Origin of the sequence: Proteus mirabilis HI4320, from assembly GCF_000069965.1 — a bacterium.
In the GTDB taxonomy this organism is placed as follows: domain Bacteria; phylum Pseudomonadota; class Gammaproteobacteria; order Enterobacterales; family Enterobacteriaceae; genus Proteus; species Proteus mirabilis.
Map to the genome: position 1 here is coordinate 2,911,652 of NC_010554.1, position 26,054 is coordinate 2,937,705.

Consider the following 26,054-nt stretch of genomic DNA (forward strand, 5'->3'; position numbering starts at 1 on the left):
TAATAGTGTTAAGATTAACAGTATGACAAAAATAATTATTTAAATAAAATATAGCGAGTTATTTTTTAAATTCAGCATCAATAACTTGATAAAAAGCATTACCCGTATCAGCAATATCCCAAACACCTAAAATAATTTGATAACCAGAACGCTCTGGTATATTACAATTTAATGTTACGGTTTCTGTGGGTATTTTCCCATTATCATTTCGTTGGCAGAAAGGTGTTAAATCAAAATCAGCACGGGTCAATGGTTTATTAACATCCCACCCGGGTTTAGTAATAAAGAAGCGCCATGATTCAGTGCTATGTTTTGCAGTTAATGTCCACTTAAAAGTATTTTCGCCACTTTTCATTGCCACTTTATGCCAGCGATCTGCACTTTGTGCATTTAAAGCAGAAAAAGTTGCCTTTCCACCACTGGCAATTTCACCATCTGCTGGGCCACCTTTAGGGAACCCTTTATCCCCTTCAATGGATTGCGGTTCATACTGTATCGGACCACAATTTTTATTTAAATTCTCCCCTTCGGATGAACAAAGAAAAGCTCTGCTGGGTGGGATATCAATATAGCCATGCTTTAATGTCACCTCAGCTGATGCTGTTGAAATAATACCTGCAGATGATAATAATAATGTTGCAGTAAATAGCATAAGTTTATTTTTCTTCATAATAAATCCTCAATAATAATTAAATTTTTTAAAATATAATGATTATGTCAATCACATTAGATATTAGTCAAAAATAGATAATTAAATATATATTTATTAAAATCTGTGAGCAATATCGTCATTTAATTTAATATTAAAAGGAGACTAAAACAGTCATTTAATATTTATTAGATGATGATTAACTATTGAAATAATAAAAATATAAACAAGAGTATATAAAATAAGTTTATTATTAAAGAATAGTTTTAAATTAACATTTCACTTAAATTAACTATTCTTTATAAAAATTAGTTTGATGATAAATATGCCATGGCACTTCGTTAATCAATTAAAATAACGCATTGATATAATCAGAAGTAAACCCTCGATATTGGAGATAGCGGATCTGTTTCGCTCTTTCTTTAAAATCTTTGGGTTTACCTGTACCAAATTTTTTCTCTTTAAGATCTTGGCAGAGTGCATACCAATCAGTTTCTGTTTCTTCTAGTACCCGTGCAATAATTTCACTGGGAAAGCCTTTTTGCCGTAACTCTTGGCGAATACGCAGCGGGCCATAAGATTTACTTAAATAACGACGAAAAAAAGCATATACCGTGCGATTATCATCCAGATATTGGCCTTCTAATAATCGCTCGATCACTTGCTCTAAGCATCTTTCATCGGTTGTGCTCTGTTTAGCTTTATCGACTTCGTTGATCCTTCGTGCTAAACGGCGTTTCAGCTCAGTGGTACCATAATCACGACGCGACAACATAAATATAGCGTATTGGTATAATTCATCATAAGTCATCGCAACTCCTTAATGTTATTGCACCCCAGTTTGGTATCCTGCATATCTTATCGCAGTTACTTATCAATGCGACCAATTAATCGGAACTTATCAATAGCTGTACAAAAATAGTACAATCACGCTTGGTAAACCCCGTTATTTATCACCATAAAATCATCTGCTTTTATTAAGAATAACTGAAGATAAAGATGATTATTAGTTAAAAACACTTAGATAATACCGTGATAATACATATTGCTAAGCATTTTTATCTGCAATTAGCACTTATAGCTGGTGACCATATATAAGAAAAAGACTAAAATTTCGCGCTACTCTTTTACTTACTATTTGGTTATTTTTTATTTTTGTGGGTTATATATGAACTTTTCTCATTTTAATAAGGTAGTGTTTGCTGCCTCTCTTCTTGCTACTGGCTTTTCTTATGCGGATAGCGATCGCCCTCTGCTCTCTTTAAGTGTAAGCCAATCTGGCGGCACTGCGTTAAATAGCGAAGGTTCGTTAGATACCCGTACTCCTGCAAGCCAATCGCGCGTATTACCTATTTGGGGTGATGAAGCTCGCGCCCGAGGTTATGATTTACCAGAGCCATTTGGAGTAAGCTATAACTATATGAATCTACGTCAAGATGTGATTGTGGATAAAATTGGATTTAACTCTAGCAATATTGCTATGCAAGGTATATTGGATCAATTAATTATTGATGTTGGCCATACTCGCAGTAGTAATAAATCACATATGGTGAAACTCGATAGTTGGGTTTTCCCATTTATGAATGTGTATGGAATCTATGGAAAGACAAAAGGCACATCAACAGCACAATTGAAATCTGTTGGCTTCAATATTGATGCTCCTATGGCTAAAAATGTTCCTTTTAATTTAGATTATGAAGGAAAATCTTATGGTGCAGGTTTTACTTTAGCAGGTGGTTATAATCAATTTTTTGGTACTTTCGATTTAAACTATACCAAAACTAATCTTGATATTCTCGATGGGGATATTAAAGCCTTAGTCATTACACCCCGTGTAGGTTACGAGTTTATTTTTCAACCTCTAATCACCGGTCAAGGTAATACCAAGCTGCAAGTGTGGACAGGGGCTATGTATCAAGATATAACTCAGCGATTTAAAGGCGATGTGAATAAATTAAACCTGCCTGGTGAGATAGCACAACCATGGATGAAACCTTTTATGAATGGAATGAAATTCGATGTTGAACAACATCTTGCCCATAAATGGAATAATTTGATTGGTGCTCGTTTAGAAATCACCCGTAACTTTAATATCATCACTGAAGTGGGATTTAATAATCGTAATAGTTTTCTGTTCTCTGGTGAGTTCCGTTTTTAATGGTTAAAACATCTTTTATTTATGGGCTGGCCTTTGCCAGCCTATTTATTTCACACACAGCGAATGCCCAACTCTTTCCTGATAGACAACAAATCGACCAATGGTTAAATCAACTAGGAGGGAGCAATAATTTTGATCGCAGTAAAACCATCGACTGGGGCGTTTTACCCGGGCCTTTCTATACCCCTGAATTAGAGTTGGGGCTTGGGATCGCCGTTGTTGGGCTTTATCAAGCAGATAGTCGTCCCGACAGTAAAATTTCATCACTGTCATTAAGTGGCTTTGGTTCATCAACCGGGGCTTTTGGTATGACTTTTAGTAACTATACTTACCTTGCTGATGATACATGGCGCTTTTACCTTACTGGGGCATTAAATAATGTGCCGACCAACTTTTGGGGACAAGGCTATCATGAAGGACGAGTTAAAAAGAACTTTGCACAATATCGTTCACAAGAGCTACATTTAACGCCGACATTGCTACGTCAAATTACCAAAAACACCTATATTGGCTTAGGTTGGGATTACGCTAACTTACAAGCAGCAGCACCTGATGATGAGTTTAAAGCCTATATGAGCAAACGTCATTTGCCATTACGCTCTACCAGTTCAGGATTAAGTGTGCGCTTTACCTACGACAGTCGCGATTTTTTGCCTAACGCTCGCCAAGGCCAAGCCTTTGATATTAGCTATACTCATTATTCATCGGATACCGGTAGTAATAACCGTTTTAATGCAACCCAAATGCAGTACAACTATTATTATCCATTAACCGAAGATGCGGTACTCGCCTTTGATAGCTATGCTCGCTTTACCTCAGGAGATGTACCATGGACGCAACTGTCTAAATTAAGCAACGGCCATCAGATGCGTGGCTATTATGAAGGGCGTTATCAAGATAATCATGTTTTTTCTAGTCAGATAGAGTATCGGCAAAAACTTAGTTGGCGTCATGGTATTGCATTATGGGCCGGAGGTGGCACATTGAGTAATCAAGCACGTGATCTCGGTAAAGGACATTGGCTACCCAGTGTTGGTATTGGTTATCGTTTTGAATTTAAACCACGCATGAATGTACGCCTCGATTTTGGTGTCGGTAAAGAGAGCACCGGATTTTATTTCCAAGTGGGTGAGGCATTTTGATGTTAACGCGTTTGGCTATTTTTAATATCATCTTCATATTGATCATTTCAGGATGCACTACCTCATCTGTGTCTGAAACCATTGCCGCTCATCTGGAAAGTGAAACTCAAGAAGAAGCCTCACAAGTTTGGCAAACGCCCCCCGCACTTGATGCACCTAATGGATTAAGGCCTTGCTGTGCTTTTGGCTATAATTTAAAAGTCAAAGCATGGGGAATACCTATTCCTTTTTATCGTATCGATAATATTGTTGAAGCATCTACTTTAGGTGATCATCGCTATAACGATAACTTTTGGCTGGGAACTGCCGCAGTATTAGGCATAGGCAGTGAAAAGTCGGGCATAGTCTATTCACATAAAGGGGGCTTTCTTGATATCGCCCATATTCGTGATACCGCAGATTATACTTATTATCTCTTTAGCCATATCTATCCCAAATTAGGCCAAGAGTGGACGCTAACACTCAGTGACGAATTAGCACAGCGTAAAATTCACTTTAACCGCTTTACTCCTCCTAGTAGTGATCGACAACGTTATACCTTAAGTGCTTATCTTGCCGCGCGTTTAGCTTATCGCCTTGCCGTATGGCATGAGATTGCACAGTGGTACGGTTATCGCTCTGTAGCGGGATTTTCAGAAGGGATCTCCGCATTCTCACCAGAAGATCTCTACTCTAACCTAATGGGGGCGCGCTTATCACTTACCCTGATCCTCAATGGTGATGCCACAAACCTTGAGCACTATAACCAATCAATGCAGCGTATTATTCCCTCAGCACTCGCTCAACTAGAGGCGCAACCTCGTCAGGCCACCCAGCAGTGGTTTGATTTAATTGATGGTCAATGGTGGAATAGCCAAGAGCGGGTACCCGATAAATTTTTAGTATTAAAGCGTGATTATCATCTTGCTGACAAACGCTATCCGGTATTGCCTTTTGGGGAGACAACTCCACCTCATTATCTGACATTACCCGATGTTTACGCAGGCTATTCTTTAAAACAATTAGCAGAATTTCAGCTTTGGCCTACTAAACAGATGGCAAATTTACCCATCCCTAAAACATATTGGAAAGAAGCGGATTTTGCTGATTTAGCAGAAAAAGCTCGCCAAATCGATCAAAAAACTCGACCAAAAACAACAAAAAATGACTAAATATTGAACAAAATTGACATATTAAAAACGCTAAATTATGATAAATTTGAGTTAAATAGCATTAATTTATATAAGAATAACTGAACAATAATCAAAAATCACATTTTTTGTTAAAAGAAAAAAGCGATTATAAAACGAGGTGTTCCAGTAAATAAGATACATTTTATTAACAATGCACTCGTAGTTATCCTAATGTAAGGCGATATTTTGTAGCTATAGAAAAAGTAATTTGCTAGTATTCGTTCGATTTTTATCCAGTTAAACGAGGAGAAGCAATGCCCTCTCAATTGATGAGGACAAGTGCCGTCTTCGCTTTCTTGATTTCACTACTCTTTACTGGTGTGAGTTTTGCCTCTACCAGTACCGGCAGTTCCCGAATGCTGCAGGCGGATACATTCAAAAGCACGACAACCTCGTTGCCAGATTTGAAAAAATATCCCTCGGGAACTCAGCGTAAGAAAGCGTTTTTAAATGTCATAGTTCCTATTATTGATAACATTAATAATAAGATATTGAGAGATCGTGAGTGGTTAACCGCTCAACGTAAAGCCCAACACTGGGGCAGCGCAGATTTGAAAAAACTGCGTGAAATCTGTCAATACTATGGCGTAACATGTACCAGCCCCAAAAAAGTGAATTGGGATTCGTTACTGGCTCGCGTTGATATTATTCCGACTCATTTTGTCGCAACGCAAGCCGCAACAGAATCAGGTTGGGGAACATCAAAATTGGCACAGCAAAACAATAACTTATTCGGTATGCGATGTGGTAACCGGTCTTGCAATAATGTCCCTGGGAAAACCAAAGGCTATGCAGCCTACCCGGATATTGAAGGCTCAGTGATTGCTTATATGCGTAATCTCAATACGCACCGCGCCTATAATTCACTGCGCTCATCAAGAGCACAGCAAAGAATGACGCAACAGCAACTCGATCCACGCCAGTTAATCACCGACTTGAAAGGCTATTCAGAATTAGGTTCAAGTTACAATGATTATCTGACCGAAATGTTCGACTCAAATAAGAAGCTGATCACGCAAGTTCAGTTACAGTCGAAACGAGAAAGTTAGTCCTAAATAGCTATTCATAGCAAACAAAAGCCACTTTTCATTTATCTGAAAAGTGGCTTTTATTTATCACAAGATAATCTTTTGATTGAAAGCAAGCTAATAATTCATAATATAGGGAGTAACACATTTGGTATGACTGTTAAATCACACCCTTAGAGCCATTTATGAATTTTTTTTCATTCGAGTTTCTCGGAGCCTTTACGAGCTTTTTTATTATCTATTGGCTCTTCCAAAAGCAGGTTAAGATCCAAAATATCTTACTCATCATAGTAAGTTATGCTTTTCTATTCTATGTCGACTACCGTCCTGCTGTTATCTTATTAAGCTATACGCTTTTGATTTACTCATTAGCCAATATACTCACCCGCTATACCTCAACGAAAGTGATTTATTGGTTACTGGGGCTGTTAGTTGCCCTCTATTTTACTGCCTTTAAATATTACTCATTTTTCCAAGAATCATTGACACAACTATTCTCACAGTGGGGATTAAGTGTTGAATTACCAATTATTGAACTACTGGCACCATTAGGGTTATCGTTTTATATCTTCCACTCTGTTAGCTATGTCGTTTCAGTGTGTCGCAAAGAGATCCCTAAAGCCCCTTTTCTTGATGTCGTGCTCTACTTATGCTTTTTCCCAAGCATTGTGGCGGGACCGATTAATCGTGCCAAACAATTTTTACCACAAATTCAAGCACCAACCCGTAAAATTATCGACTATAAAGGGGCTATCATGCTGATTGTATTAGCAATCGCTAAGCTCTTTTGGTTAAGTGGTTGGTTGTCGACAAATTATGTCGATCCTATTTTTAATGCCCCTGATTTAGCCACTAGCGGACAAGTACTGGTGGCGACCTATGCTTATGCATGGCATATCTATTTTAACTTCTCGGGTTATACCAATTTAGTGACAGGTATTGCGCTATTACTGGGTTTTGTTGTCCCTCGTAACTTTAATGCACCTTATTTAGCCATCAATCTTGCTGATTTTTGGCGCCGTTGGCATATAAGTTTATCAACGTTTATTCGCGATTATGTTTATATCCCTTTGGGGGGAAATCGTAAGGGCGTTATTCGACAAAATGTGAATGCCTTTGCCGCGATGGTTATCTCTGGTTTATGGCATGGCGCAGCTATGACGTTTATTATCTGGGGAGCCATTCATGGTATTGGTGTGGTGATATTAAATATCAAACACCGCCTTTTCCCCACCGCCAAACATGACGCCAATAGCATGCTAGCATCATTAAAAATGTTGTTATCTTGGATAATTACCTTCCATTTTGTGTGCTTTGCGTGGATCTTTTTTCGCAGCCAAACCGTCAATGATGCTTGGATATTAATTCAACAACTCTTTAGTGCAGGTGCTTGGCAGTCGCTACAAGCCGAAGGGCTAACCCTGTTTATGTTCTGGGGACTGTTCTTACTGTATCCTTGTTTTGTCACTTTAAGGGCAATTATTGCGCGACTTGAGAAAAAAGTGCCTTGGTATGTTTATCCACTACCATTAGCGTTGATCCTTACAATTATATTTATGTTGTCTCCTGATGGGGTTCCGGGATTTATTTATGCCAGCTTTTGATTTCAGTTCAAATTTAAAAAAGACCGTAAAAGTGGCTTTAATGGTGCTCTTCAGCACACTATTTCTTATTTGGCTAAACCAAACATCATTAGAGCGCTTTTGGCAACAACAATACCATCGCCCAGCCCCTTGGTCGGGTTTATCACAATATTATGCTTGGCAAGTGGGAGGTCAGTTGCGAGATGGCGTATTTGTCGCAGTAACAAGCTATAGTGATTATTTGCGAGTTAATCACCCGGATAATCAGGCTAAACCAATAACGCCTCGTCAAGAACAAACCGCCTTTCCAGAAGGATTTGCAGTAGGGCTACATTTTATCAATGGCTATACTCGCCCCGCTTCGCAATTAACACAACAGTTTCCACAACTCCTACAACGTCAATATGCACAAGGTACATTAGCAAATACATCAACTATTGATCTGACAAAAGCCGCTGCTGAAGCCCAAAAACCTATTGTGCAAAAAACAGATGTCATATTATCTCCCAAAGACAAAGTGCTGTTTGCTGGAGATTCAATGATGCAAGGCGTTGCCCCCTTATTAAAACGTCAATTGCAAACAGATTATAATATAAGCAGTATTGATTTGAGCAAACAGAGCACAGGATTAGCCTATCCTAAGTTTTTTAATTGGCCTCAAACTATTGCTAATCGGTTAGCTAGCGATGATTCCATTAAGTTACTGGTTGTTTTTTTAGGGCCTAATGATCCTTGGGACATGCCCCCAGATGGTGGCGGACGTTATTTAAAATTTGCCAGTGAAGCGTGGGGTACCTTATATCGCGCACGTATCGCCAGCATTATTGATAATGCGCGCCAACATAATGTGAGTGTGATTTGGATTGGTCCTCCGAATATGCGTAAGCAAAAATTATCTCAAGGTATGGCTTATCTAAATCAACTTTACCGGGAAGAAGCAGAAAAAACGGGAGAAATTTACCTTTCTGTCAATGATATGTTTAAATATGAAAAAGATATTTATTCTGATTATATCGGTGATGGTAGCAGCCGCGTGAAGCTAAGAGCAGGCGACGGTATTCACTTTAGTTTAAAAGGGCAACAAATCATTGCTCAGCAGGTATTCTCGCGTATCCATCTGCAAAAAGTTGATGATGTGCCAGATGATGTAACAGACAAAAATATGGTCACGCCAAATGAAACAATTAACGCACATCCTTAAACCTCGAACCTTAGTCAGTCGTTCTATTATACTGGCTTTGGTTTCGCTGTTAGTCGCTTGTAACCAAGAGAAAGATAAATCTCTTACGCTATCAACACCTAGCGTGTTACCTGCAGATGGTTCAAGACAACTCTACAACTACCACGATCCCAACTTTGCCGCTTTTGCGCAAAAGTTAAAGCAACGACGCCAAAGGGTACATATCGTACAGTTGGGTGATTCACATACCGCTGCGGATTTTTTCAGTGGTAAACTACGTGAACGTTTTCAAGCTGATTATGGCAATGGTGGTATAGGTTTTATTCCCCCTACCGCTATTGCGGGTCAACGTATTGCCAATATCCAATATCAAAGCAGTAAAAAAGCGTGGGATTTACTTTCTAGTCGCAAAGAAAGCGATCCTGATTTTCCCTTAGGGGGATTTATCGCTGAGCCAGTCGCGAAATGGTCAGCATTGCAACTAAATGAAAATCCGACAACAGGTCAGCGTTACCAATTACAAGCGTTATATAAGGCGCCTACGGCTTCACAAATCCATTTACAATCCGCTGGCAGTAAAACACTTTCACTTTCACAGACACAAGGTGAATGGCAATTTTCTAAACCCACAACGATCACCTTCCCAATCAATATTACGATTAGTAAAAACCAACCGATAAAATTAGGCGGTTGGTTAATTAGCAACCAAAAGCCAGGGGTGATGTTATCCGCATTAGGTATTAACGGCGCAACCATTAATATGATGGATAAATGGGGAGCACAGTGGAGTAAAACATTAGGCCAATTACATCCCGATATGGTGATTTTAGCTTATGGCACTAATGAAGCCTTTAATGATACGTTTGATTTAGTGGCTTACCGACAACTGCTTGTTGAAAAAATTCGTCAAATCCGCCAGCAAGCCCCGAATAGTGCCATTTTATTAATTGGTCCGTCGGATTCTATTAAGAATAAAGACGCATCAGATTGTCGCTCTCAGCAACCCCAATGGTTAACCGATATTATTCGTATCCAAAAGGAAGTCGCTCAACAAGAGCGTACATTATTCTGGGATTGGCGCGATTATATGGGTGGAGAGTGCTCAATTAAAGCATGGTCTATTTATGATCTTGCAAGGCCGGACGGTGTCCACCTTTCTCGTGAAGGGTATGAAAGTAGTGCAAATACTCTCTATAGCCAATTATCAGCGCTGATTAATAAAAGTTAGATATTATTATAACGAAAAGGAGCCTCAGCTCCTTTCTCGTTATGTGGACTCTCAGTCATCGCATTATTAATTATGTAAAGCATCAATATATTTAATGACATCAACACTCGCTTGTTCCATTTGCTGAATATACTTCACTACCGCATCCTGATCACCGGCCATATTCGCCGCCAATGCAAGACGCCCACTTTGATGAACCAATTTATGAGGCTCTTCTAAACGACGAAAAGCTTCACTGCCAGCAAATTTGCGTCCTTCACCTTGGTAGTACCATTTTCCTAAACGACATTCAGTATGCTGATTAACACAATTTTCATCATCATTATTTAATAAGTGAATATAAATCGCTTCTTTCCATAAAACATGATCTATTTTCACAGTATTAAAAAATTGTTGTATCGACATAAACTGAAAGATATTTTTTAAATCATTGGCTTGTTGAGCAAGCGCAGATAAATTAGCATGACCTTCCGTAACAAGATTTTTTATTTGCTTAAGTTGTTCTTGATTTTTCTGAGTATTTTGTTTTATTGGTGTAAAGCGGGCACTTACATTATTGTTGATAGACGCTATTTCTGAGGCCTGATTTTGGATCTTTTGTGAAAGGCTTTTCATCTCTTGTGCTAATACAGAAAATCCTGCACCTGCATGACCTATATGTCCTGCCTCTATTGCTGAATTAATTGATAATATATTGGCTTGATTTGACAGTTTATCAATATTATTAGCGCTATCTTTTATTTTATTTAGCCATTTAGCAAAATTCTCAATTTCTTCATTACTATGAGTAAAATGCTCATCAATTTCATTAAAAAAGACCACTAATGATTCTGCATTGATAAGCATGTCATTAAAGAGATGTTCCATTTCTTCCAGCAATGCTAGCTTTTCTTGTAATTTCTGACTAGATGCCAAAATGGAATCACGAATAAGTGTAATAGTATGAATATTACACTCCGTATGCTGTTTAAACAGTGAATTATAATCACCCATAAAAATATCAGCCTCACCATGTTCACAAAACAATAAGACCTGTAGATTAATCAGTTGTTAACTATTTTCTATCAGATTTAATGGTGATTTATAGCAATGAAAAATGGCGCACCTATTGATGCGCCATTTGTTAAAAAGGAACAGCTCATTTTTATAAAAATGCAAAGAAAATCATTCCAACCACTGCGCCTGTAGTACCTAAAATGGTTTCCATTAATGACCATGTTTTTAAGGTTTGCCCTTCTGTCGCACCAGTAAATTTACCGTATAACCAGAAGCCGGAGTCATTAACATGGCTTAAAATAATAGAGCCACCGGCAATACAAACCGATAACGCCGCCATTTGTGCACCGCTATAACCTAATTCACTGATCACCGGTAACACTAAACCAACCGCAGTTAAACAAGCCACAGTCGCAGAGCCTTGAATAACACGTACAGCACCTGCAAGAATAAAACAAGCCACAGCAATCGGCATACCTGCACCAATTAATGCATTCCCTAATGCTGGCCCCACACCTGAATCCACCAGCACCTGTTTAAATACGCCACCAGCACCCGTGACTAATAAGATGATCCCCGCAGGTTGGATAGCCGCAGAGCATACTTCCATGACTTTTTCTTTGCTCATACCACGGCGAATAGCCAAGCCATAAATAGCCACTAAACACGCCACAAGGATGGCAATAAAGGGGTGACCAATAAACTCAAGAATATTGAATAGCTGAGAGTCAGGCTCAACAAAACGCGCACCAATGGTTTTACATCCAACCAAGACTAATGGCAATAAGACCAATGCAAGACTGAAGCCAAAAGAAGGCATTTTACTTTGTCCTAAGCTTGGCTCATCAAAATCTTTCGGTAATTCTAAGGTCACATAACGGCTAATAAAGTTACCAAAAATAGGCCCCGCTAATAACATACCTGGAATAGCTGCACATAAACCAATTAAGATCATCCAACCAAAATCAGCATTCATCTGGTCAGCAAGCAACATAGGCGTTGGCCCCGGTAATAAGAAGGCAGCGGCCCCTGCAACACCGGCAAAGAGAGGGATCGCCATTTTAACAACATTTCCCCCCGTACGACGGGCAACAGCAAATACCACCCCGATCAGTAAAACCACCGCAACATCGAAAAACAGAGGTAATGCGCAAACTAAACCCGCAATACCCAGTGCATAGTTAGCCCGTTTTTCACCAAAGGATTTCAGTAGCCGTACCGCAATTTGGTCTAATGCCCCCGTTTCATGCAGAATTTTACCAAACATTGCCCCCAAGGCGACCACGATGGAGAGAAAACCCAGAGTTCCCCCCATTCCGTTTTGCATGGTTTGCGTGATTTTTTCTAACGGCATACCAGAGAAAATGCCAGCACCAATAGCAACAATCATTAACGCAATAAAGGCGTGTAAACGCGCATACATTACAAAGAAGAGCAATAATAGGACGGAGCCAACCGCAGTTAGCACCAGTGTTAATGTACTCATACCGCACTCTCCTCAGTAATAGGTTTAGTAACAGATTCTATAGTGTTGATGACATTTTCAATCACGTTATCAAGAGATGGCGAAATATCTATTTCATAAACATCAGGTTCGTCATTCGTTGGCTCTTCTAATGTTTCAAATTGAGTAATCAACATCTGTGGTTTAAAGAAGTGACCTTTACGCTCTTTTAAACGACTTTCAATTAGCGCGTAATCCCCTTTTAAATAGAGAAAATGTAAGCAGTGATTACCTTCTCTTAACATATCGCGATACTGTTTTTTTAATGCGGAACAAACGATTAATGACACTTTATTGGTTCTTTGCATTGCAAAAGCAGCATCATTGAGAGCGTGTAACCAAGGTTTGCGATCTTCATCATTTAAAGCATGACCTGAAGCCATTTTAGTGATGTTTGCACGAGGATGAAGGAAATCGCCATCTAAAAATGCCGCACCGATACGTTGTGCTACACCATTTGCAACCGCTGATTTACCGCTGCCTGATACCCCCATTAAGATAAAGACATGGTGTAGGGATTGGGTATCTTTCATATATTGCTCCTTTAGGCAGTTATTAACTTTTTTGTAATGTTACCCGTAACTGTTACGGGTAACATTACTCGATCCAGAAAGATAAAAACAACCTACAAAACAAACTATGAAATGAAAGTGTGAAGCGTCTCGCAAATAGATTGTGGAAAAACAACAAAGTTACAACAAAATCATAAGTAATTGATAAGTTAACGACTGATTTTTACAAAGCAAAAAAACGTCAGGATATATCACTCTATAATCCCAAATAGGGTCAATAAAAAAACCCTACCAAAGAAAAAAATAATTTAATAATCAAATAAATAACTAAATACTTTCACCGGTGATGATACGGAATCCCACATCAATCACTTGCCCACGAGCAATTTTACCCTTCATTCTTTTTAGTAATAAATCCGCCGCTTGTTGTCCCATTTCATCACGTGGCGTAAAAATACTGGCTAACCGTGGAGTCATGACTTGTCCCACATCATGACCGTGGAAACCGGAAATAGCAATTTGCTCAGGTACCGCAATCCCCATACGCTGACATTCGAAAATAGCCCCTATCGCAATATCATCATTGGTGCAATAGAGCCCATCTAAGTCAGGATATTGCTTGCGTGCCTCATGTAAAAGTTCTGTACCTAACGAATAAGAAGAGCTTTTAGGTGTCATCACATGACCTATGGGTAAGCCTGCTTCTTGCATCGCTTGTTCATATCCTTGTAAACGCATTAATGTTCGCTCATCTTGTCTTGCCCCAAGATAGATAATTCGTTTACAACCACGGTGGATCATTTCGCTGACCATTTTTCGCGAGGCTTCAATATTATCTAACCCTACCGCCGAATCAAAACAAGGTGAAACACTATCCATAATTTCCACCACCGGAATACCCGCCGTTTCCAGCATTTTGACCGTTTTGGGTGTGTGTGTTCTTTCCGCTAAGATCAAGCCATCAATATTATAAGAAAGCAGAGAAATAAGACGCTCTTCTTCTTTTTCTGCTTGATAGCCATAGTGCGCCAACATAGTTTGATAACCATATTTATCCGTCACAGATTCAATACCACGAATAACTTGTGCAAACACTTGGTTAGTAAGAGAAGGCAATAATACGCCAATCGCATGGCTGGTCGCATTCGACAAAATATCAGGTGCACGATTAGGAATATAATTCAGGCTGTCTAATTCACGAGCGATTTTGACTCGTAATGCTTCGGAAACTTGTTCTGGATTACGCAAAAAACGACTAACTGTCATTTTTGTGACACCAACACGGTCGGCAACATCCTGTAATGAGGGGCGTTTTTTTTTCATTTTATATCGTAACTATCCAAAATATCAGTATTAATACGCACTTGAGGTTTATTTAACAAACCTGATTATATCCTTAGGTTATACACTATTTCGAATAAAGTTTATCGGATGTCTTCTTAGATTTAATTTTGAATGCCTCTCCCTTGACTTAAGCCAAAGGAAATATAGTATGCATCGTTATATAATTTATGAAATAACGATTATTAATATAAAACAACACTACAGTGTGAACCTATGGCTATCCACAGACGACAATTTCTGAGTTATTTAACGACGCTTGCAGCATTATCAGCACTGCCACGTTGTGCAAGAGCGGCAATCACTTCACGTATCGCTGCTCAATTTGGTGTGCTTCCTACACCAGAAAATATTCATCGCGTTATTAGCGCAGGCCCACCAACCGACCAACTGTTGTTGGCTTTAGTACCAGAAAAATTATTAGGTTTCTCCTCGCTTAATCTAGGAAAAAGTAGCTTATTTGCCGACAAGTTGCGTAAATTGCCCCATTTAGGCCGTCTGTCTGGCCGTGGTAGTACACTCTCCTTAGAAACATTAATGGCGCTAGAGCCAGATATCATTATTGATAGTGGTAATGTTGATGAAACCTATCGTTCATTAGCTAAACGTGTTAGTGCGCAAACAGATGTACCTTATGTGTTAATTGACGGCAGCTTAAAAGACAGCCCAACTCAGTTACGCCAAACGGGGGCTTTATTAGGTGTGGCAGAAAAAGCAGAAACATTAGCACTTATTGCAGAGCAGTATCTTAGTGATGCGACCTTGTTTGCTTCTACTCTAAAAATAAGACCTCGGTTTTACCTTGCACGTGGTGCGAAAGGCCTACAAACTGGCTCAACAGGATCTATTCATACTGAAGCTATTGAACTATTAGGGTTCGAAAATGTCGCTGATATTGCAGGTTTTACTGGCCTTACTGATGTTTCCCCTGAACAACTCCTTATGTGGAACCCTGAAGTTATCATCACACAAGATGAAAATGCCTATCAGCAAATCAGGCAAGACTCTATATGGAAAAATATCCAAGCTGTTAAAAATAATAAAGTGTTATTATTTAAAGGCTTACCATTTGGCTGGTTAGATGGCCCTCCTGGTATCAACCGTTTAATGGGAATGCGTCGCTTACAGAGCCATTTTGACCATCGAATAGCAGAACAAGCCACGCAAGATCTGCAAAATTACTTTGCTTGTTTTTACCATACATCGTTAAGTGCTGAGCAATGCCAGCTGTTGATGAGGTCTTCATGAGCCAATCAGCACGTATCACTCTGTTGTTGCTGTTATTCTCAGTGGCTGTAGTTATTGCTATCACTAGTGGTAAGTATTCACTTACAGTCAATGAACTGTGGACAGTCGTCAGTAGCAAATTAACCGGGCATATTGAAGAGAGTCGAACAGCAACCGTGTTCTGGCAAATACGCTTGCCTCGAGTGCTTGCTGCCATTTTAATTGGAGGTGGGCTTGCTATTGCGGGGGCGGCTTATCAAGGTATGTTCCGTAACCCACTAGTATCACCTGATATTCTCGGAGTGTCATCAGGGGCTGGTGTCGGTGCTGTATTGGGTATTTTTCTTGGTCACTCCATGTTGTCAATTCAGCTTTTTGCTTTTGTCGGAGGGCTTATCACTGTTGCTTTAGTCTATTTTATTGCCAAATTGGCGAAACAACAGGATCCGGTCCTTTCTCTTGTTTTAGTTGGTATTGCGATTAGCGCCTTATGTGGCTCAGCTATTTCATTAATGAAAATTTTAGCTGATCCTTATACTCAGCTACCTTCCATCACTTTTTGGCTGTTAGGAGGGCTATCAACTATCACGGCGCCTGATTTACTCTCTGTTGCACCTTTAATGCTACTCGGGTTTATTCCACTGATTTTATTACGCTGGCGAATGAATATTCTCAGCCTTTCTGATGAAGAAGCGCGCTCCTTAGGCCTTAATGTAGAAATTACCAGACTTATCTTTATTTTATCGGCCACATTAATCACCGCGAGTGCAGTTTCTATTGCGGGCATTATTGGCTGGTTAGGTTTAATTGTTCCGCATATCGCAAGATTGTTAGTTGGTGCTAACTTCGGATATCAACTGCCTATTTCCTTACTTGTGGGCGCAACAATGTTATTAATAACGGATACACTAGCACGAACTATTGCGAATATTGAGTTGCCTTTAGGCATTTTAACCTCGGCTATTGGTGCGCCTTTCTTTCTGATGTTATTACTCAAAACAAGGCGGGATAGATGATCATCACTGCAGCTAAACAACTCACAATTGGCTATAAAACAACACCCTTGATCCAAAACCTCTCTTTTTATATTAAACAAGGGCAAATTGTCTGTTTATTAGGCGCAAATGGCTGTGGTAAAACCACGTTGATGCGTACCTTACTTGGTTTGTTACCCAGTCTTGCAGGCCATATTATCATTGAAGGCAAAGAAATAAGTAAGTGGTCACCAACTGATTTAGCCAAAGTGATTGCCTATGTTCCTCAAGCAACCCACCTCCCTTTTTCTTTTAAAGTGATTGATATGGTGATTATGGGGCGTGGAGCACATATCTCTTTTTTCTCGATGCCTAGCTCACAAGATAAAGCAATGGCAATGGAAACCTTAGAAATGCTTTCTCTTTCGCATCTTGCTCACCGCACTTTTGATACGTTAAGTGGTGGTGAAAAACAGTTGGTATTGATTGCACGGGCTTTGGTGCAACAACCTAAATTACTGATTATGGATGAACCTGCTGCCAGCCTTGATTTTGGTAACCAAATCAAGCTAATTAACCAAATTAAGACACTAAAAGCCTTGGGTATAAGTGTGTTTATGTCTACACATCATCCACAACATGCCGCTTTACTGGCAGATGAGGTGATTTTACTCACCCCTCATCGCCACGTTTTACAAGATAAACCTGAGCTTTTGCTCACCCCCGAACATTTAGCTCAGCTTTATAATGTGAAACCCACTGATATTCAGGCGCACTTTTACGCCTACCCTGATAATAACAATCCATATAGGCAAGAATATGAACACCATTGAAACCACAGATTTTGCTGAGCTTTATAAAAACCATATGCAACAGGCACAAAGAACCAAAAAAGAGCCTGAACATTGGGATAAACGCGCTGAAAAAATGGCAGAAAACTGTGCGAATCCCAACGATCCCTATTTGATCAAGTTTCGTGAAATGATGGATTTTTCCGATGCTGAAACACTATTGGATGTCGGCTGTGGACCTGGCTCTATTAGTATTCATGTTGCTGACAAGTTTAAAAAAATAATCGGGATAGATTATAGTACCGGCATGCTAACTGTTGCCAAACGTAGAGCCGCACAAGCGGGTATTCATCATGCTAATTTTCTTCATTATTCATGGGAAGATAATTGGGATGCGCTTCCACCTTGTGATATTGCGGTGGCTTCACGCTCCACATTGGTGATGGATTTAAAAGCTGCGCTGTTAAAACTAAATCGCCAAGCTAAATTACGGGTTTATACCACTCACACCGTATCACCCACTTTTGTTGATCAACGTATTCTTCGCTTATTAGGTCGCAATGTTCCCACATTGCCGACCTATATTTACGCAGTCAATATCCTTAACCAAATGGGGATCCACCCTAAAGTAGATTATATCCGTAGCCGTAATTGCCAAAATAATTTTAATAGCCTTGAGCAGTTTATTGACAGTATTAACTTCTCTGTAGGGCCTTTAAACGAAAATGAAATTGCACACTTAACCACTTATTATCATGAAAGTATGAAAAATGATGTGGCCCTTATATCGCCAACGCGTGATTGGGCGATGGTTTCTTGGGATGTCGTTCCTGAAAGCGAGCTAACCTTATGATTTATTATCCCGATGCTTTTCTTGATAATTTATTGCTGGAAGATATTCAATATGGCGATTTGACTTGTCGCGCACTCAATATTAACCATCAATTAGGCACAATAACTTTTACATGTCGTGAAGCCGGCTGCGTCAGTGGAATCACCCTAGGCTGCCGTTTATTAGCAAAATTAGGACTGACTGTCACCGCACATCTACAAGAGGGTGATTTTGCCAAGCAAGGTGATTGTTTAATTAGTGCAGAAGGTCAAGCAGATGCACTACACCAAGGCTGGAAAGTGGTGCAAAACGTGCTGGAGTGGAGTTGTGGTGTGAGTGACTATATGGCAAAAATGCTCGAAATCTATCATCGCTACCAACCTAAAGGGCAAATTGCCTGTACACGTAAAAATATCCCTAATACAAAATTACTGGCCACTCAAGCGGTACTTGCGGGTGGTGGTATTATTCATCGCCAAGGCTGTTCTGAAACTATTTTACTCTTTGCTAACCATCGCCATTTTTTATCCGAGCCAGATAATTGGTTACAACAGGTTACACAGTTACGCCAAGCAGCACCTGAAAAATGCATTGTTGTGGAAGCAGATAACTTACAACAAGCAAGAGAAGCGTTAAAAGCGCAGCCTGATATCTTACAACTGGATAAATTCTCTATTGAAGATATTACCTTACTACAACAAGAGGCTCCGCAGATTGCCCCACGCTGTCATCTTTCTGTCGCTGGGGGAATTAATCTAAATACTATTGAAAAATATGCCCAAACAGGGATCGGCTTAATGGTGACATCAGCACCTTATTACGCACCACCTAGTGATATCAAAGTTCGCCTTTACCCTAAAAATTAAATCAAAACACAGATAAAAATATTAGTTTATTGACTGATAAAGATGAGTGCCTACATTAGGTAAGCACTCACTTTGTAACTTTAACTTGCGCCTATCGTTATATAAACAATTATATATTGAGATTAAAATAATGAAACTAACACCTCTATGCTGTTTATTCCTTGTTCTACTGCCTTGCAGTGTAATAGCCCAGACAACTTACCAGCAATCAATCCCTGATGTATTAACCGTTTGGAGCAGTCCCATTGCGGCAAATCCCGATGTATTAACACAACAACAAATGCTCGAACAAAATAAAGTCAATGCGGCACAAGCACTGGCAACATTACCTGGTATTGTGATGCAAAAATCAGGTAATCGTAACGAATATACCCTTAAAGTACGTGGTTTTGATAGTCGCCAAGTTCCGGTGTTCTTTGACGGTATTCCAACCTATGTGCCTTATGATGGCAATCTCGACTTAGCGCGTTTTACCACTAACGATCTCGCCAGTATCGAAGTTAACAAAGGTTATACCTCATTACTGCAAGGCCCTAATCTGATGGGAGGTGCAATTAATATCACCACCGCAACGCCTCGCAAACCATTAGAAGGTCATATTGCTTATTCGCAAGGTTTTGCTCGTGGTGCTGATTATGCTCATAACATGAGTGCTCGTTTAGGAGCACGTACTGAATATGGTTTTATCCAAATTAGTGGCAGTCAACTCCAGCAACGTTTTACCCCCATACCTAATGCAGATGAAAATAATAACGCAGTTGGGACACATGGACGTCGTAGTCATTCAGCAACAGATGATAAACGAGGAATGATCAAAGTGGGTTGGACACCACGCGCTTCTGACGAATATACCCTCACCTATGTAAAACAAGATGGTAATAAAAATAGTCCACCGAATAGTGATCCTAATGCCAAAGGTCGATATAAATATTGGGCATGGCCAGATTATAATAAAGAGAGTTACTACTATAGTGGTGTGACACAACTTACGGATAGCATAAATCTACAAAGTCGTGCTTATCATGATAAGTTTGAAAATACCCTTTATATGTATCCTAAAAAAGGTAATAGGGTCGATTATAGCCATTATGATGATCACAGCACAGGCGCTGCATTACAATTCGGTATCGATATGGAGGAAAGTGATCTGCTCTCTTTTGCGGTACATTGGAAAGATGACGTTCACCGTGCCCAAAAAGAAAAAAACGGTGATTGGGTACGTTTTAAAGATAGAACTTGGTCATTAGCCACAGAATATCAATGGGTAGTGAGTAACGATCTTGATGTCGTTGGCGCCATAAGTTACGACTGGCGCAAAAGTATCGATACAGATAAAAAGGCTGATAACAACAAACAAAATGCCATTAACTGGGAAATCATGGCTAAATATTCATTAGCCAATGACGATAATATACGTTTTACAATCTCTGATCGCAGTCGCTTCCCTACCCAAAAAGAGCGCTATACCACCGAAAAACCCAAAGATGGATCAAGAGGGATTATTAACCCCAATTTAGATCCAGAACGCGCATTATCCTTTGATATGACCTACGAAGGTTATCTCAATGAGAAATGGGGCTACCAAACTAGCCTATATTACAATCGTGTAAGTGATGCCATTATGGCGCATACGCTTTATCGTCACGGTGAAGCGCTATTTCAAAACCAAAACAGTGGACGTGTTGATTATCTAGGCTTGGATATTGGTACTAAAGGGAAAATGACCGATTGGCTAGAACTTGGCCTAAATTATAGCTATATCCATAGTGATCCAAAGCAAGTTGACCATATTGAAGGTTTACCAAAACATAAAGCCTATATGTGGTTAACCTTTATTCCTGTTGAACAAGTGCGCTTTACTATTATAGAAGAAGCACAAAGTTGGACTTATAACCGTATAGATGAGAATAATAAACTGGCTGGCTATACAAAAACCGATCTACGGTTAGATTATGATGTTGGATATGGTATTTCAGTTAATGCTTCCATTAATAATCTTTTTGATAAATCTTATCAATATACACAAGGTTATATAGAAGATGGCCGTAATTATTGGTTAGGCGCTGAATATAAATTCTAATCAGCTCACTCAATTATAAGTAAAAGCGCTATTAAAAAATAATAGCGCTTATTTTTCAATATTCATAAATCCATATTATATGCAAAAAATAATCTATTAATAAAATATCAGAAACGTAAAAATCCTTTTGCCATTTCTAATAAAGTGTTCATTGTACTACTGACAATCTTAACAAAATTATCATAATTACTATTTGCTGTACTGTATTTTTTGGAAAGTTCATCTAAATTAGTGTTAATTTTCTTATCTAATGCGTCGATGGTTTTTCTGAATAACTCAAATTCTGTTTGATTAATATCATCCGTGTTAGATACCTTCTTAGATAGATCATTTAGCAATTTTTCTAGGTCAGTACAATCAATTCTACCTCGACAATCAATGTCAACATCAGGCTCCCCCCCACGCCTTTGTATTGATACACTTATTCCATTTATACCTTTTAATAGTTTTTCTAACGCATCTGCAGCATTATTTACCTGTTGTAGATCGCTATAATGAACTTCTTGGCCATCAATGGTGCGTAAATATGTCCCATCCTTTTGATGTTGAAAAAACAAACGAGATTTAAAAACAAAAGGATCGTCGACAGTACCTGTTGGATTTTTATATTTATCTCTAATGTTAGATAAGTCATTAAAAAAAGATTTAAAATCAAAATTCACCGTACCTTCTTTACTTCCTGCTTTCTGATATTTATTTAAATTAGATATGGTTTGCCTTAGTTCATTGACAAAATTCATGTAGTTAGAAAAGATATCCTTTAATACATCTAGATAATCCGCTTTGCCTGAAACAATAGATTGTTTAACATTATTAAAAAGATCACTTAACGAATCAGTCTCATAACTATTATCTTTTTTTCTAAGATCATTTAGATCATTAGAAAATTGATTTAAAAAATCATTTTTATCATTAATGGTTTTATTATAATCATCATCTAAATAATAATATTTATCTGTATCAGGTAACTTCTCTATAAATTTATTCTTTCTATTATTATCATAATTCATATCTTGATATTCCCGATTAGGTTCCCAAGATAAAAAATCCTCATCTTCTAGCAGGTTTTCGAAATAATTATCAGTATTTACTCTAGTATTTAAATGAGGTAAATCGTTAATCCCCTCAGTATAAACTGAAATATCATTAGACATAATCTTAACCTTTTATATTAAATAAAAGTTTATAAAAAAAATATGATTTTATCTTTTAAATTAAGCTCTTACATTTGAAGAAATCGTAGAAGCTGCATCCTGCTGAGCATGAATTATCGCTTCTATTGCTTGTAATAATGCTCTTATAACTTCAGTCACTTCTCGCTGTATCTCATTGTTATTATTAATCACATTATTATTAATACTTCCTCTCGCATCCAATACTTTTTGTTCACCTTCAATTGTGCTATTTTCAGATTGTATAGTTTGGTCTGCAACCCTTGCTAATGGATCTGCCAAAGATGAAATAGTATTTCCCATCACTATGGTTGGATTGGAATGCCCAATAAGCTCTTTCCCCATCCCTTTAATAGAAAAAGTGGCTCCCATACCATGTATAGCCATAGAAATTCCAGCACTAGTAATTGCAGAACCAATCATAATATTGGCTTTTTTATTAAGATTATCTTTTACTTTATCGGCTATATCCAATTCAATGTTCATTAGCATCACACCCATTTCTCTGGATGCTTCAAATTTTTTTATCATTGTTTCTAAATATTTAACAATGAGATCTATTAATTTCATCATATCGTCTGAAACAAAGTTAAAAATCCCCGTTCTTTCTACTTTAACATGATCGTAAATATCATTATCATTATCTACTTCTAATGAATCTAATATCTGTTTAAGATCTGGTTTAGTTATATGCTCTGGTTCAGATAAAACAGGCTTTAGATTAACTCTGTCTATTCCTGTTAATTTACTTAAGCTAGGTGCTACCTCTTTATATAACTTATTTCTATCAATAATACCCTCACCTTCATCAGCATTATTGATTGTAGTTTGATAGTGATTAGATACATTATCACTATTAATCTTCATACTCATATTTATACCTCACTAATTTTTTATTTAAATAGATATATTTCTTATCATGTCTGATTTTAATTTATTACTTACTGAAGATTTATCGCTGAGGTTTTTTAAAATATCTGTTATAGAATCAATATTCTCATGATAAGTTTCCATTATCTTATCCATTAATTTTTGAATAATATCTAAAACCGCAGTTAATTTTTTACTACCGGCAATAGACTGGATTATTTTTGACGCGATAACAGAACCATAAATATTAACAGTATTTGTTGCTGCTGAATTGGTTAACTTAGAAGCAACCACCGTTCTATTCAACATAATACTTGCTTTTTTAGAAATCTCTTTAGCTAACTGCTTATCAATTTTTTCCAGTGCTTCTTCAAGCGCTTTAATAATGATATCTTTGATCATTTTCCCCAATACCGCTTCAAGTCCATCATTGAGCACTTTTTTTAGTATTTGTCTAATTTGCTGATTCGATATTTTATTAACCGCATCTGAAATACCTTTCATGGCAGGTCCAATAACAAAACTCAATGCCGTAGCGGCAACAAATAAAACGACTGTGACAAGTATTTTAGTTGCCATTTTCAATTTGTCTTGTATTGAATTTTTCATCTCTTCGATGATTTTTTTATCTAGCCCTAATTCTTTGAGTCCATCCAAAGAACTATTAACTAAACTCACTAGAAAATCACTAACCTTATCGATAGCTTCCATAACCGCATCTGATATGGGTTGCATAATCTCATCCATAAAAGATTTATTATGAATAGATTGATACACTTCATCAGCAATAGTTAACCCAGCATCAGCAACAAATAAGGTTGTTGCGACTCCTATTAATACCATTGAAGAGCCAGCGGTAAAAATAGAAGAAACACCTGCAACAAGCGTTAATAATCCGCCTAATATTTTTAAACCAATACCAGCCCAAAACTGAATTTCTTCTTGTTTTTTGATTAATGATTTTTGCTCTTCAACTTTATCTTTAAGTGATTTTTCAGTCACCTCTTGCATTTCATTAAAAAGTTTCTGTTCACTTTCCGAACGATGTAACATGACCTTTAACGTCAACTCACGTGTCTTAGATAACAGAAATGTCAGTAATGACATACCGGATAAAGAGTTAGATGCAATTTCAAGCTCCAAGGAACTTTGTGAAATAGTCAGTTCTTTAAATAGACCTCTTATTTCTGCTAATTGTTTTTTTATTGATTCACTTTCTTTTTTGTTGATCAATGCCTTTAATTCATCAGTATGTGAAGTAATTTTATTGATTTTATCTTCACTTAAAGAAATATTTGGTAGGTAATTAAAAGAATCATCAAAAAAACCATCCAATTTTTTAGATAAATTATCTAGTTCATCTAATGAAAGCTTAGAAAAATCACTAGGAAAGTTTAAGAAAGGGAAAACATCTTCAAGGGCTTTTTCCATATCCACTTTAGAGTGAATATTTCCTAATAATAACTGTTGAATTAATGAATCAGGAATATTGCAATTATTTAAAAAACTTTTAACTTCAGACTCTTTTTTGAAATTCTTTTCTTTTATTTGGTTATAAACTTCCATCCAGTAATCAACAAAAGCACCTTTGGTTTTATCAAGGTCATTGAAGCCAGATTTAAAAAGTTCTTTTAAATCATCTATGCCATTAGATAGCTTTTGTAATTTATCTCTGTAATAATCAAATTTCTCTGGATCTTTAATTTTATTCAAAATATCTTCATGTATAACATGCTGGTAAGATAATTGTAAAAATAAAAAATCATAATCTTTGTTGGATTTTTTATTTTCTAAATGATCGGGACTGGAAGTAGGTAATGATGAATTTTGTTGTGCAGATACGTCAAGATGATCATCTTTTTTTTTATTATTCTTCGGTTCTTCTTCTGCTAAGGAAGGCTTAGTATTGTCTTCATCATTTTCTAGTGAAAATGTCGTCATTTTATATTGTGGATCATCTTGAATATTAATTCTTTTCGCATTCCTCTCCTGTTCATGAGGTACTCTAAGAAGTGGTATATCAAACTTACTTTGATTCTCCTTCTGTTGTTGAGTAGTCACATAATTACTTATATTATTAATTGCATTTGCTTGCTTAGTAGTATTTTTAATAACATTTTTTACTTCTTCAGAAACAAAAGGCGAAGCTAATCTACTATGTTCATTACTTTGATTAATCTTATTCATACTATTATTCCTTTTCTTCCTTTTCTTCCTCTTTATTAAGGACAACAAGAGGAATATCTTTTAATAGCTCTAAATAGCTATTAGCCTTCTCTTTTATCGTTTGATCATTAATATTTTGAGCCACCTGATGAAAACAATATTTAGCTTTTTCTTTTTCACCAATTGATAAATTACATTGTCCAGCATAAAAAACAGGTCGATAATCATTTTTAGCATTTAGATAAGCTAAAGCATAAAGATCGATAGCTGCTTGATATTGCTTTTTTAATTGATTAACTGCAGCAAGTCCCATAATGTAATCAACATTATAAAAATCATAGAGACATAAAAACTTAAAAATCGCCTCAGCTTCATCTAACTTCCCTTTCTGATAAAAATCATACGCAAATGAATAAATCCCTTCCATAAATCCATCTGGAATTTCACTTTCATCTTTGATAGATGCGCCATTTTGTACAATAGAAACAATGTAGTTTGCGAGCTGATCTAATTCTTTTTCTGACATTTTTTCATATGCTGACATTATGATAATCCTTTCATCTATGATGAATAATTAATAATA

General features: G+C 37.6%; 23 protein-coding genes. 13 read left to right on the top strand and 10 right to left on the bottom strand.

Annotated elements, in window-relative coordinates; translation table 11 throughout:
* Positions 1 to 58 precede the first annotated feature (58 nt).
* Both PMI_RS13115 and PMI_RS13120 read right to left on the bottom strand, forming a co-directional pair.
* The gene (locus tag PMI_RS13115; RefSeq protein ID WP_012368460.1) at positions 59 to 670 is read right to left on the bottom strand and encodes a lytic polysaccharide monooxygenase; all 612 of its coding nucleotides are present in this window, start codon (positions 668 to 670) and stop codon (positions 59 to 61) included.
* Positions 671 to 998: 328 nt separating this feature from the next.
* Positions 999 to 1,460, bottom strand: a complete 462-nt coding sequence (locus tag PMI_RS13120; RefSeq protein ID WP_012368461.1) for a regulatory protein RecX — start codon at positions 1,458 to 1,460, stop codon at positions 999 to 1,001.
* 357 nt (positions 1,461 to 1,817) lie between these two features.
* Here PMI_RS13120 and PMI_RS13125 point away from each other — a divergent pair, with 357 nt between their 5' ends.
* From PMI_RS13125 to PMI_RS13155, 7 genes are all read left to right on the top strand, one after another.
* Complete coding sequence (locus tag PMI_RS13125; RefSeq protein ID WP_012368462.1) at positions 1,818 to 2,807, top strand: hypothetical protein; 990 nt, start codon at positions 1,818 to 1,820, stop codon at positions 2,805 to 2,807.
* Positions 2,807 to 3,949 (top strand): BamA/TamA family outer membrane protein, encoded by a 1,143-nt coding sequence (locus PMI_RS13130; protein WP_004245803.1) that lies wholly within the window; start codon positions 2,807 to 2,809, stop codon positions 3,947 to 3,949. The genes PMI_RS13125 and PMI_RS13130 overlap by 1 nt, the downstream gene beginning before the upstream one ends.
* Positions 3,949 to 5,100 (top strand): DUF4056 domain-containing protein, encoded by a 1,152-nt coding sequence (locus PMI_RS13135; RefSeq protein ID WP_012368463.1) that lies wholly within the window; start codon positions 3,949 to 3,951, stop codon positions 5,098 to 5,100. The genes PMI_RS13130 and PMI_RS13135 overlap by 1 nt, the downstream gene beginning before the upstream one ends.
* Before the next feature lie 275 nt (positions 5,101 to 5,375).
* Positions 5,376 to 6,170 carry a protein bax gene (locus PMI_RS13140; RefSeq protein WP_004250146.1) on the top strand — a complete coding sequence of 265 codons (795 nt, stop codon included), beginning with the start codon at positions 5,376 to 5,378 and terminating at the stop codon, positions 6,168 to 6,170.
* A gap of 164 nt (positions 6,171 to 6,334) precedes the next feature.
* Positions 6,335 to 7,753, top strand: a complete 1,419-nt coding sequence (locus PMI_RS13145; RefSeq protein ID WP_012368464.1) for an MBOAT family O-acyltransferase — start codon at positions 6,335 to 6,337, stop codon at positions 7,751 to 7,753.
* Complete coding sequence (locus PMI_RS13150; RefSeq protein ID WP_012368465.1) at positions 7,740 to 8,933, top strand: SGNH/GDSL hydrolase family protein; 1,194 nt, start codon at positions 7,740 to 7,742, stop codon at positions 8,931 to 8,933. Before PMI_RS13145 ends, PMI_RS13150 begins: the two co-directional genes overlap by 14 nt.
* Positions 8,908 to 10,140 carry an SGNH/GDSL hydrolase family protein gene (locus PMI_RS13155; RefSeq protein ID WP_004249223.1) on the top strand — a complete coding sequence of 411 codons (1,233 nt, stop codon included), beginning with the start codon at positions 8,908 to 8,910 and terminating at the stop codon, positions 10,138 to 10,140. The genes PMI_RS13150 and PMI_RS13155 overlap by 26 nt, the downstream gene beginning before the upstream one ends.
* Positions 10,141 to 10,206: 66 nt before the next feature.
* On the opposite strand, the gene PMI_RS13160 is transcribed toward PMI_RS13155, so the two are convergent.
* The 4 genes from PMI_RS13160 to gntR all read right to left on the bottom strand — a co-directional run bounded on the left by PMI_RS13160 (position 10,207) and on the right by gntR (position 14,475).
* Positions 10,207 to 11,133: a methyl-accepting chemotaxis protein gene (locus tag PMI_RS13160; RefSeq protein WP_004249221.1), complete on the bottom strand. Its 927-nt coding sequence runs from the start codon at positions 11,131 to 11,133 to the stop codon at positions 10,207 to 10,209.
* Positions 11,134 to 11,284: 151 nt separating this feature from the next.
* On the bottom strand, positions 11,285 to 12,622 hold the full coding sequence (gene gntU / locus PMI_RS13165; protein WP_004245814.1) for a gluconate transporter: 1,338 nt from the start codon (positions 12,620 to 12,622) through the stop codon (positions 11,285 to 11,287).
* Positions 12,619 to 13,173, bottom strand: coding sequence for a gluconokinase (gntK, locus tag PMI_RS13170; RefSeq protein ID WP_004245815.1), 555 nt, complete (start codon positions 13,171 to 13,173; stop codon positions 12,619 to 12,621). Before gntK ends, gntU begins: the two co-directional genes overlap by 4 nt.
* Positions 13,174 to 13,479: 306 nt before the next feature.
* Complete coding sequence (gntR, locus tag PMI_RS13175) at positions 13,480 to 14,475, bottom strand: gluconate operon transcriptional repressor GntR (protein ID WP_004250141.1); 996 nt, start codon at positions 14,473 to 14,475, stop codon at positions 13,480 to 13,482.
* A 234-nt stretch (positions 14,476 to 14,709) separates the two neighbouring features.
* On the opposite strand from gntR, the gene PMI_RS13180 reads away from it, so the two are divergent.
* The 6 genes from PMI_RS13180 (at position 14,710) to PMI_RS13205 (ending at position 21,263) form a co-directional block, all read left to right on the top strand.
* Complete coding sequence (locus tag PMI_RS13180) at positions 14,710 to 15,741, top strand: iron ABC transporter substrate-binding protein (RefSeq protein WP_004245817.1); 1,032 nt, start codon at positions 14,710 to 14,712, stop codon at positions 15,739 to 15,741.
* Positions 15,738 to 16,736 (top strand): FecCD family ABC transporter permease, encoded by a 999-nt coding sequence (locus tag PMI_RS13185; protein ID WP_012368466.1) that lies wholly within the window; start codon positions 15,738 to 15,740, stop codon positions 16,734 to 16,736. The genes PMI_RS13180 and PMI_RS13185 overlap by 4 nt, the downstream gene beginning before the upstream one ends.
* Complete coding sequence (locus PMI_RS13190) at positions 16,733 to 17,527, top strand: ABC transporter ATP-binding protein (protein ID WP_004245819.1); 795 nt, start codon at positions 16,733 to 16,735, stop codon at positions 17,525 to 17,527. Before PMI_RS13185 ends, PMI_RS13190 begins: the two co-directional genes overlap by 4 nt.
* Positions 17,514 to 18,338 (top strand): class I SAM-dependent methyltransferase, encoded by an 825-nt coding sequence (locus tag PMI_RS13195; protein WP_012368467.1) that lies wholly within the window; start codon positions 17,514 to 17,516, stop codon positions 18,336 to 18,338. The genes PMI_RS13190 and PMI_RS13195 overlap by 14 nt, the downstream gene beginning before the upstream one ends.
* Positions 18,335 to 19,183 (top strand): ModD protein, encoded by an 849-nt coding sequence (gene modD, locus PMI_RS13200; protein WP_012368468.1) that lies wholly within the window; start codon positions 18,335 to 18,337, stop codon positions 19,181 to 19,183. The genes PMI_RS13195 and modD overlap by 4 nt, the downstream gene beginning before the upstream one ends.
* Before the next feature lie 130 nt (positions 19,184 to 19,313).
* Positions 19,314 to 21,263 carry a TonB-dependent receptor plug domain-containing protein gene (locus PMI_RS13205; RefSeq protein ID WP_012368469.1) on the top strand — a complete coding sequence of 650 codons (1,950 nt, stop codon included), beginning with the start codon at positions 19,314 to 19,316 and terminating at the stop codon, positions 21,261 to 21,263.
* A gap of 107 nt (positions 21,264 to 21,370) precedes the next feature.
* Here PMI_RS13205 and PMI_RS13210 read toward each other — a convergent pair whose 3' ends face one another.
* From PMI_RS13210 to sicA, 4 genes are read right to left on the bottom strand one after another with little or no spacing between them, the layout of a single operon-like run.
* On the bottom strand, positions 21,371 to 22,417 hold the full coding sequence (locus PMI_RS13210; RefSeq protein ID WP_004245823.1) for an IpaD/SipD/SspD family type III secretion system needle tip protein: 1,047 nt from the start codon (positions 22,415 to 22,417) through the stop codon (positions 21,371 to 21,373).
* A gap of 60 nt (positions 22,418 to 22,477) precedes the next feature.
* On the bottom strand, positions 22,478 to 23,308 hold the full coding sequence (locus tag PMI_RS13215) for a hypothetical protein (RefSeq protein WP_012368470.1): 831 nt from the start codon (positions 23,306 to 23,308) through the stop codon (positions 22,478 to 22,480).
* A gap of 24 nt (positions 23,309 to 23,332) precedes the next feature.
* Complete coding sequence (gene sctE / locus PMI_RS13220) at positions 23,333 to 25,492, bottom strand: type III secretion system translocon subunit SseC family protein (RefSeq protein WP_012368471.1); 2,160 nt, start codon at positions 25,490 to 25,492, stop codon at positions 23,333 to 23,335.
* Positions 25,493 to 25,496: 4 nt separating this feature from the next.
* The gene (gene sicA, locus PMI_RS13225; RefSeq protein ID WP_004245829.1) at positions 25,497 to 26,015 is read right to left on the bottom strand and encodes a type III secretion system translocator chaperone SicA; all 519 of its coding nucleotides are present in this window, start codon (positions 26,013 to 26,015) and stop codon (positions 25,497 to 25,499) included.
* Positions 26,016 to 26,054: the final 39 nt, after the last annotated feature.

Excerpts from the sequence above, each read along its gene's own strand:
- PMI_RS13115 (WP_012368460.1), bottom strand. The coding sequence starts at position 670 with ATGAAGAAAAATAAACTTATGCTATTTACTGCAACATTATTATTATCA.
- PMI_RS13120 (WP_012368461.1), bottom strand. The coding sequence starts at position 1,460 with ATGACTTATGATGAATTATACCAATACGCTATATTTATGTTGTCGCGT.
- PMI_RS13125 (WP_012368462.1), top strand. The coding sequence starts at position 1,818 with ATGAACTTTTCTCATTTTAATAAGGTAGTGTTTGCTGCCTCTCTTCTT.
- PMI_RS13130 (WP_004245803.1), top strand. The coding sequence starts at position 2,807 with ATGGTTAAAACATCTTTTATTTATGGGCTGGCCTTTGCCAGCCTATTT.
- PMI_RS13135 (WP_012368463.1), top strand. The coding sequence starts at position 3,949 with ATGTTAACGCGTTTGGCTATTTTTAATATCATCTTCATATTGATCATT.
- PMI_RS13140 (WP_004250146.1), top strand. The coding sequence starts at position 5,376 with ATGCCCTCTCAATTGATGAGGACAAGTGCCGTCTTCGCTTTCTTGATT.
- PMI_RS13145 (WP_012368464.1), top strand. The coding sequence starts at position 6,335 with ATGAATTTTTTTTCATTCGAGTTTCTCGGAGCCTTTACGAGCTTTTTT.
- PMI_RS13150 (WP_012368465.1), top strand. The coding sequence starts at position 7,740 with ATGCCAGCTTTTGATTTCAGTTCAAATTTAAAAAAGACCGTAAAAGTG.
- PMI_RS13155 (WP_004249223.1), top strand. The coding sequence starts at position 8,908 with ATGAAACAATTAACGCACATCCTTAAACCTCGAACCTTAGTCAGTCGT.
- PMI_RS13160 (WP_004249221.1), bottom strand. The coding sequence starts at position 11,133 with ATGGGTGATTATAATTCACTGTTTAAACAGCATACGGAGTGTAATATT.
- gntU (WP_004245814.1), bottom strand. The coding sequence starts at position 12,622 with ATGAGTACATTAACACTGGTGCTAACTGCGGTTGGCTCCGTCCTATTA.
- gntK (WP_004245815.1), bottom strand. The coding sequence starts at position 13,173 with ATGAAAGATACCCAATCCCTACACCATGTCTTTATCTTAATGGGGGTA.
- gntR (WP_004250141.1), bottom strand. The coding sequence starts at position 14,475 with ATGAAAAAAAAACGCCCCTCATTACAGGATGTTGCCGACCGTGTTGGT.
- PMI_RS13180 (WP_004245817.1), top strand. The coding sequence starts at position 14,710 with ATGGCTATCCACAGACGACAATTTCTGAGTTATTTAACGACGCTTGCA.
- PMI_RS13185 (WP_012368466.1), top strand. The coding sequence starts at position 15,738 with ATGAGCCAATCAGCACGTATCACTCTGTTGTTGCTGTTATTCTCAGTG.
- PMI_RS13190 (WP_004245819.1), top strand. The coding sequence starts at position 16,733 with ATGATCATCACTGCAGCTAAACAACTCACAATTGGCTATAAAACAACA.
- PMI_RS13195 (WP_012368467.1), top strand. The coding sequence starts at position 17,514 with ATGAACACCATTGAAACCACAGATTTTGCTGAGCTTTATAAAAACCAT.
- modD (WP_012368468.1), top strand. The coding sequence starts at position 18,335 with ATGATTTATTATCCCGATGCTTTTCTTGATAATTTATTGCTGGAAGAT.
- PMI_RS13205 (WP_012368469.1), top strand. The coding sequence starts at position 19,314 with ATGAAACTAACACCTCTATGCTGTTTATTCCTTGTTCTACTGCCTTGC.
- PMI_RS13210 (WP_004245823.1), bottom strand. The coding sequence starts at position 22,417 with ATGTCTAATGATATTTCAGTTTATACTGAGGGGATTAACGATTTACCT.
- PMI_RS13215 (WP_012368470.1), bottom strand. The coding sequence starts at position 23,308 with ATGAGTATGAAGATTAATAGTGATAATGTATCTAATCACTATCAAACT.
- sctE (WP_012368471.1), bottom strand. The coding sequence starts at position 25,492 with ATGAATAAGATTAATCAAAGTAATGAACATAGTAGATTAGCTTCGCCT.
- sicA (WP_004245829.1), bottom strand. The coding sequence starts at position 26,015 with ATGTCAGCATATGAAAAAATGTCAGAAAAAGAATTAGATCAGCTCGCA.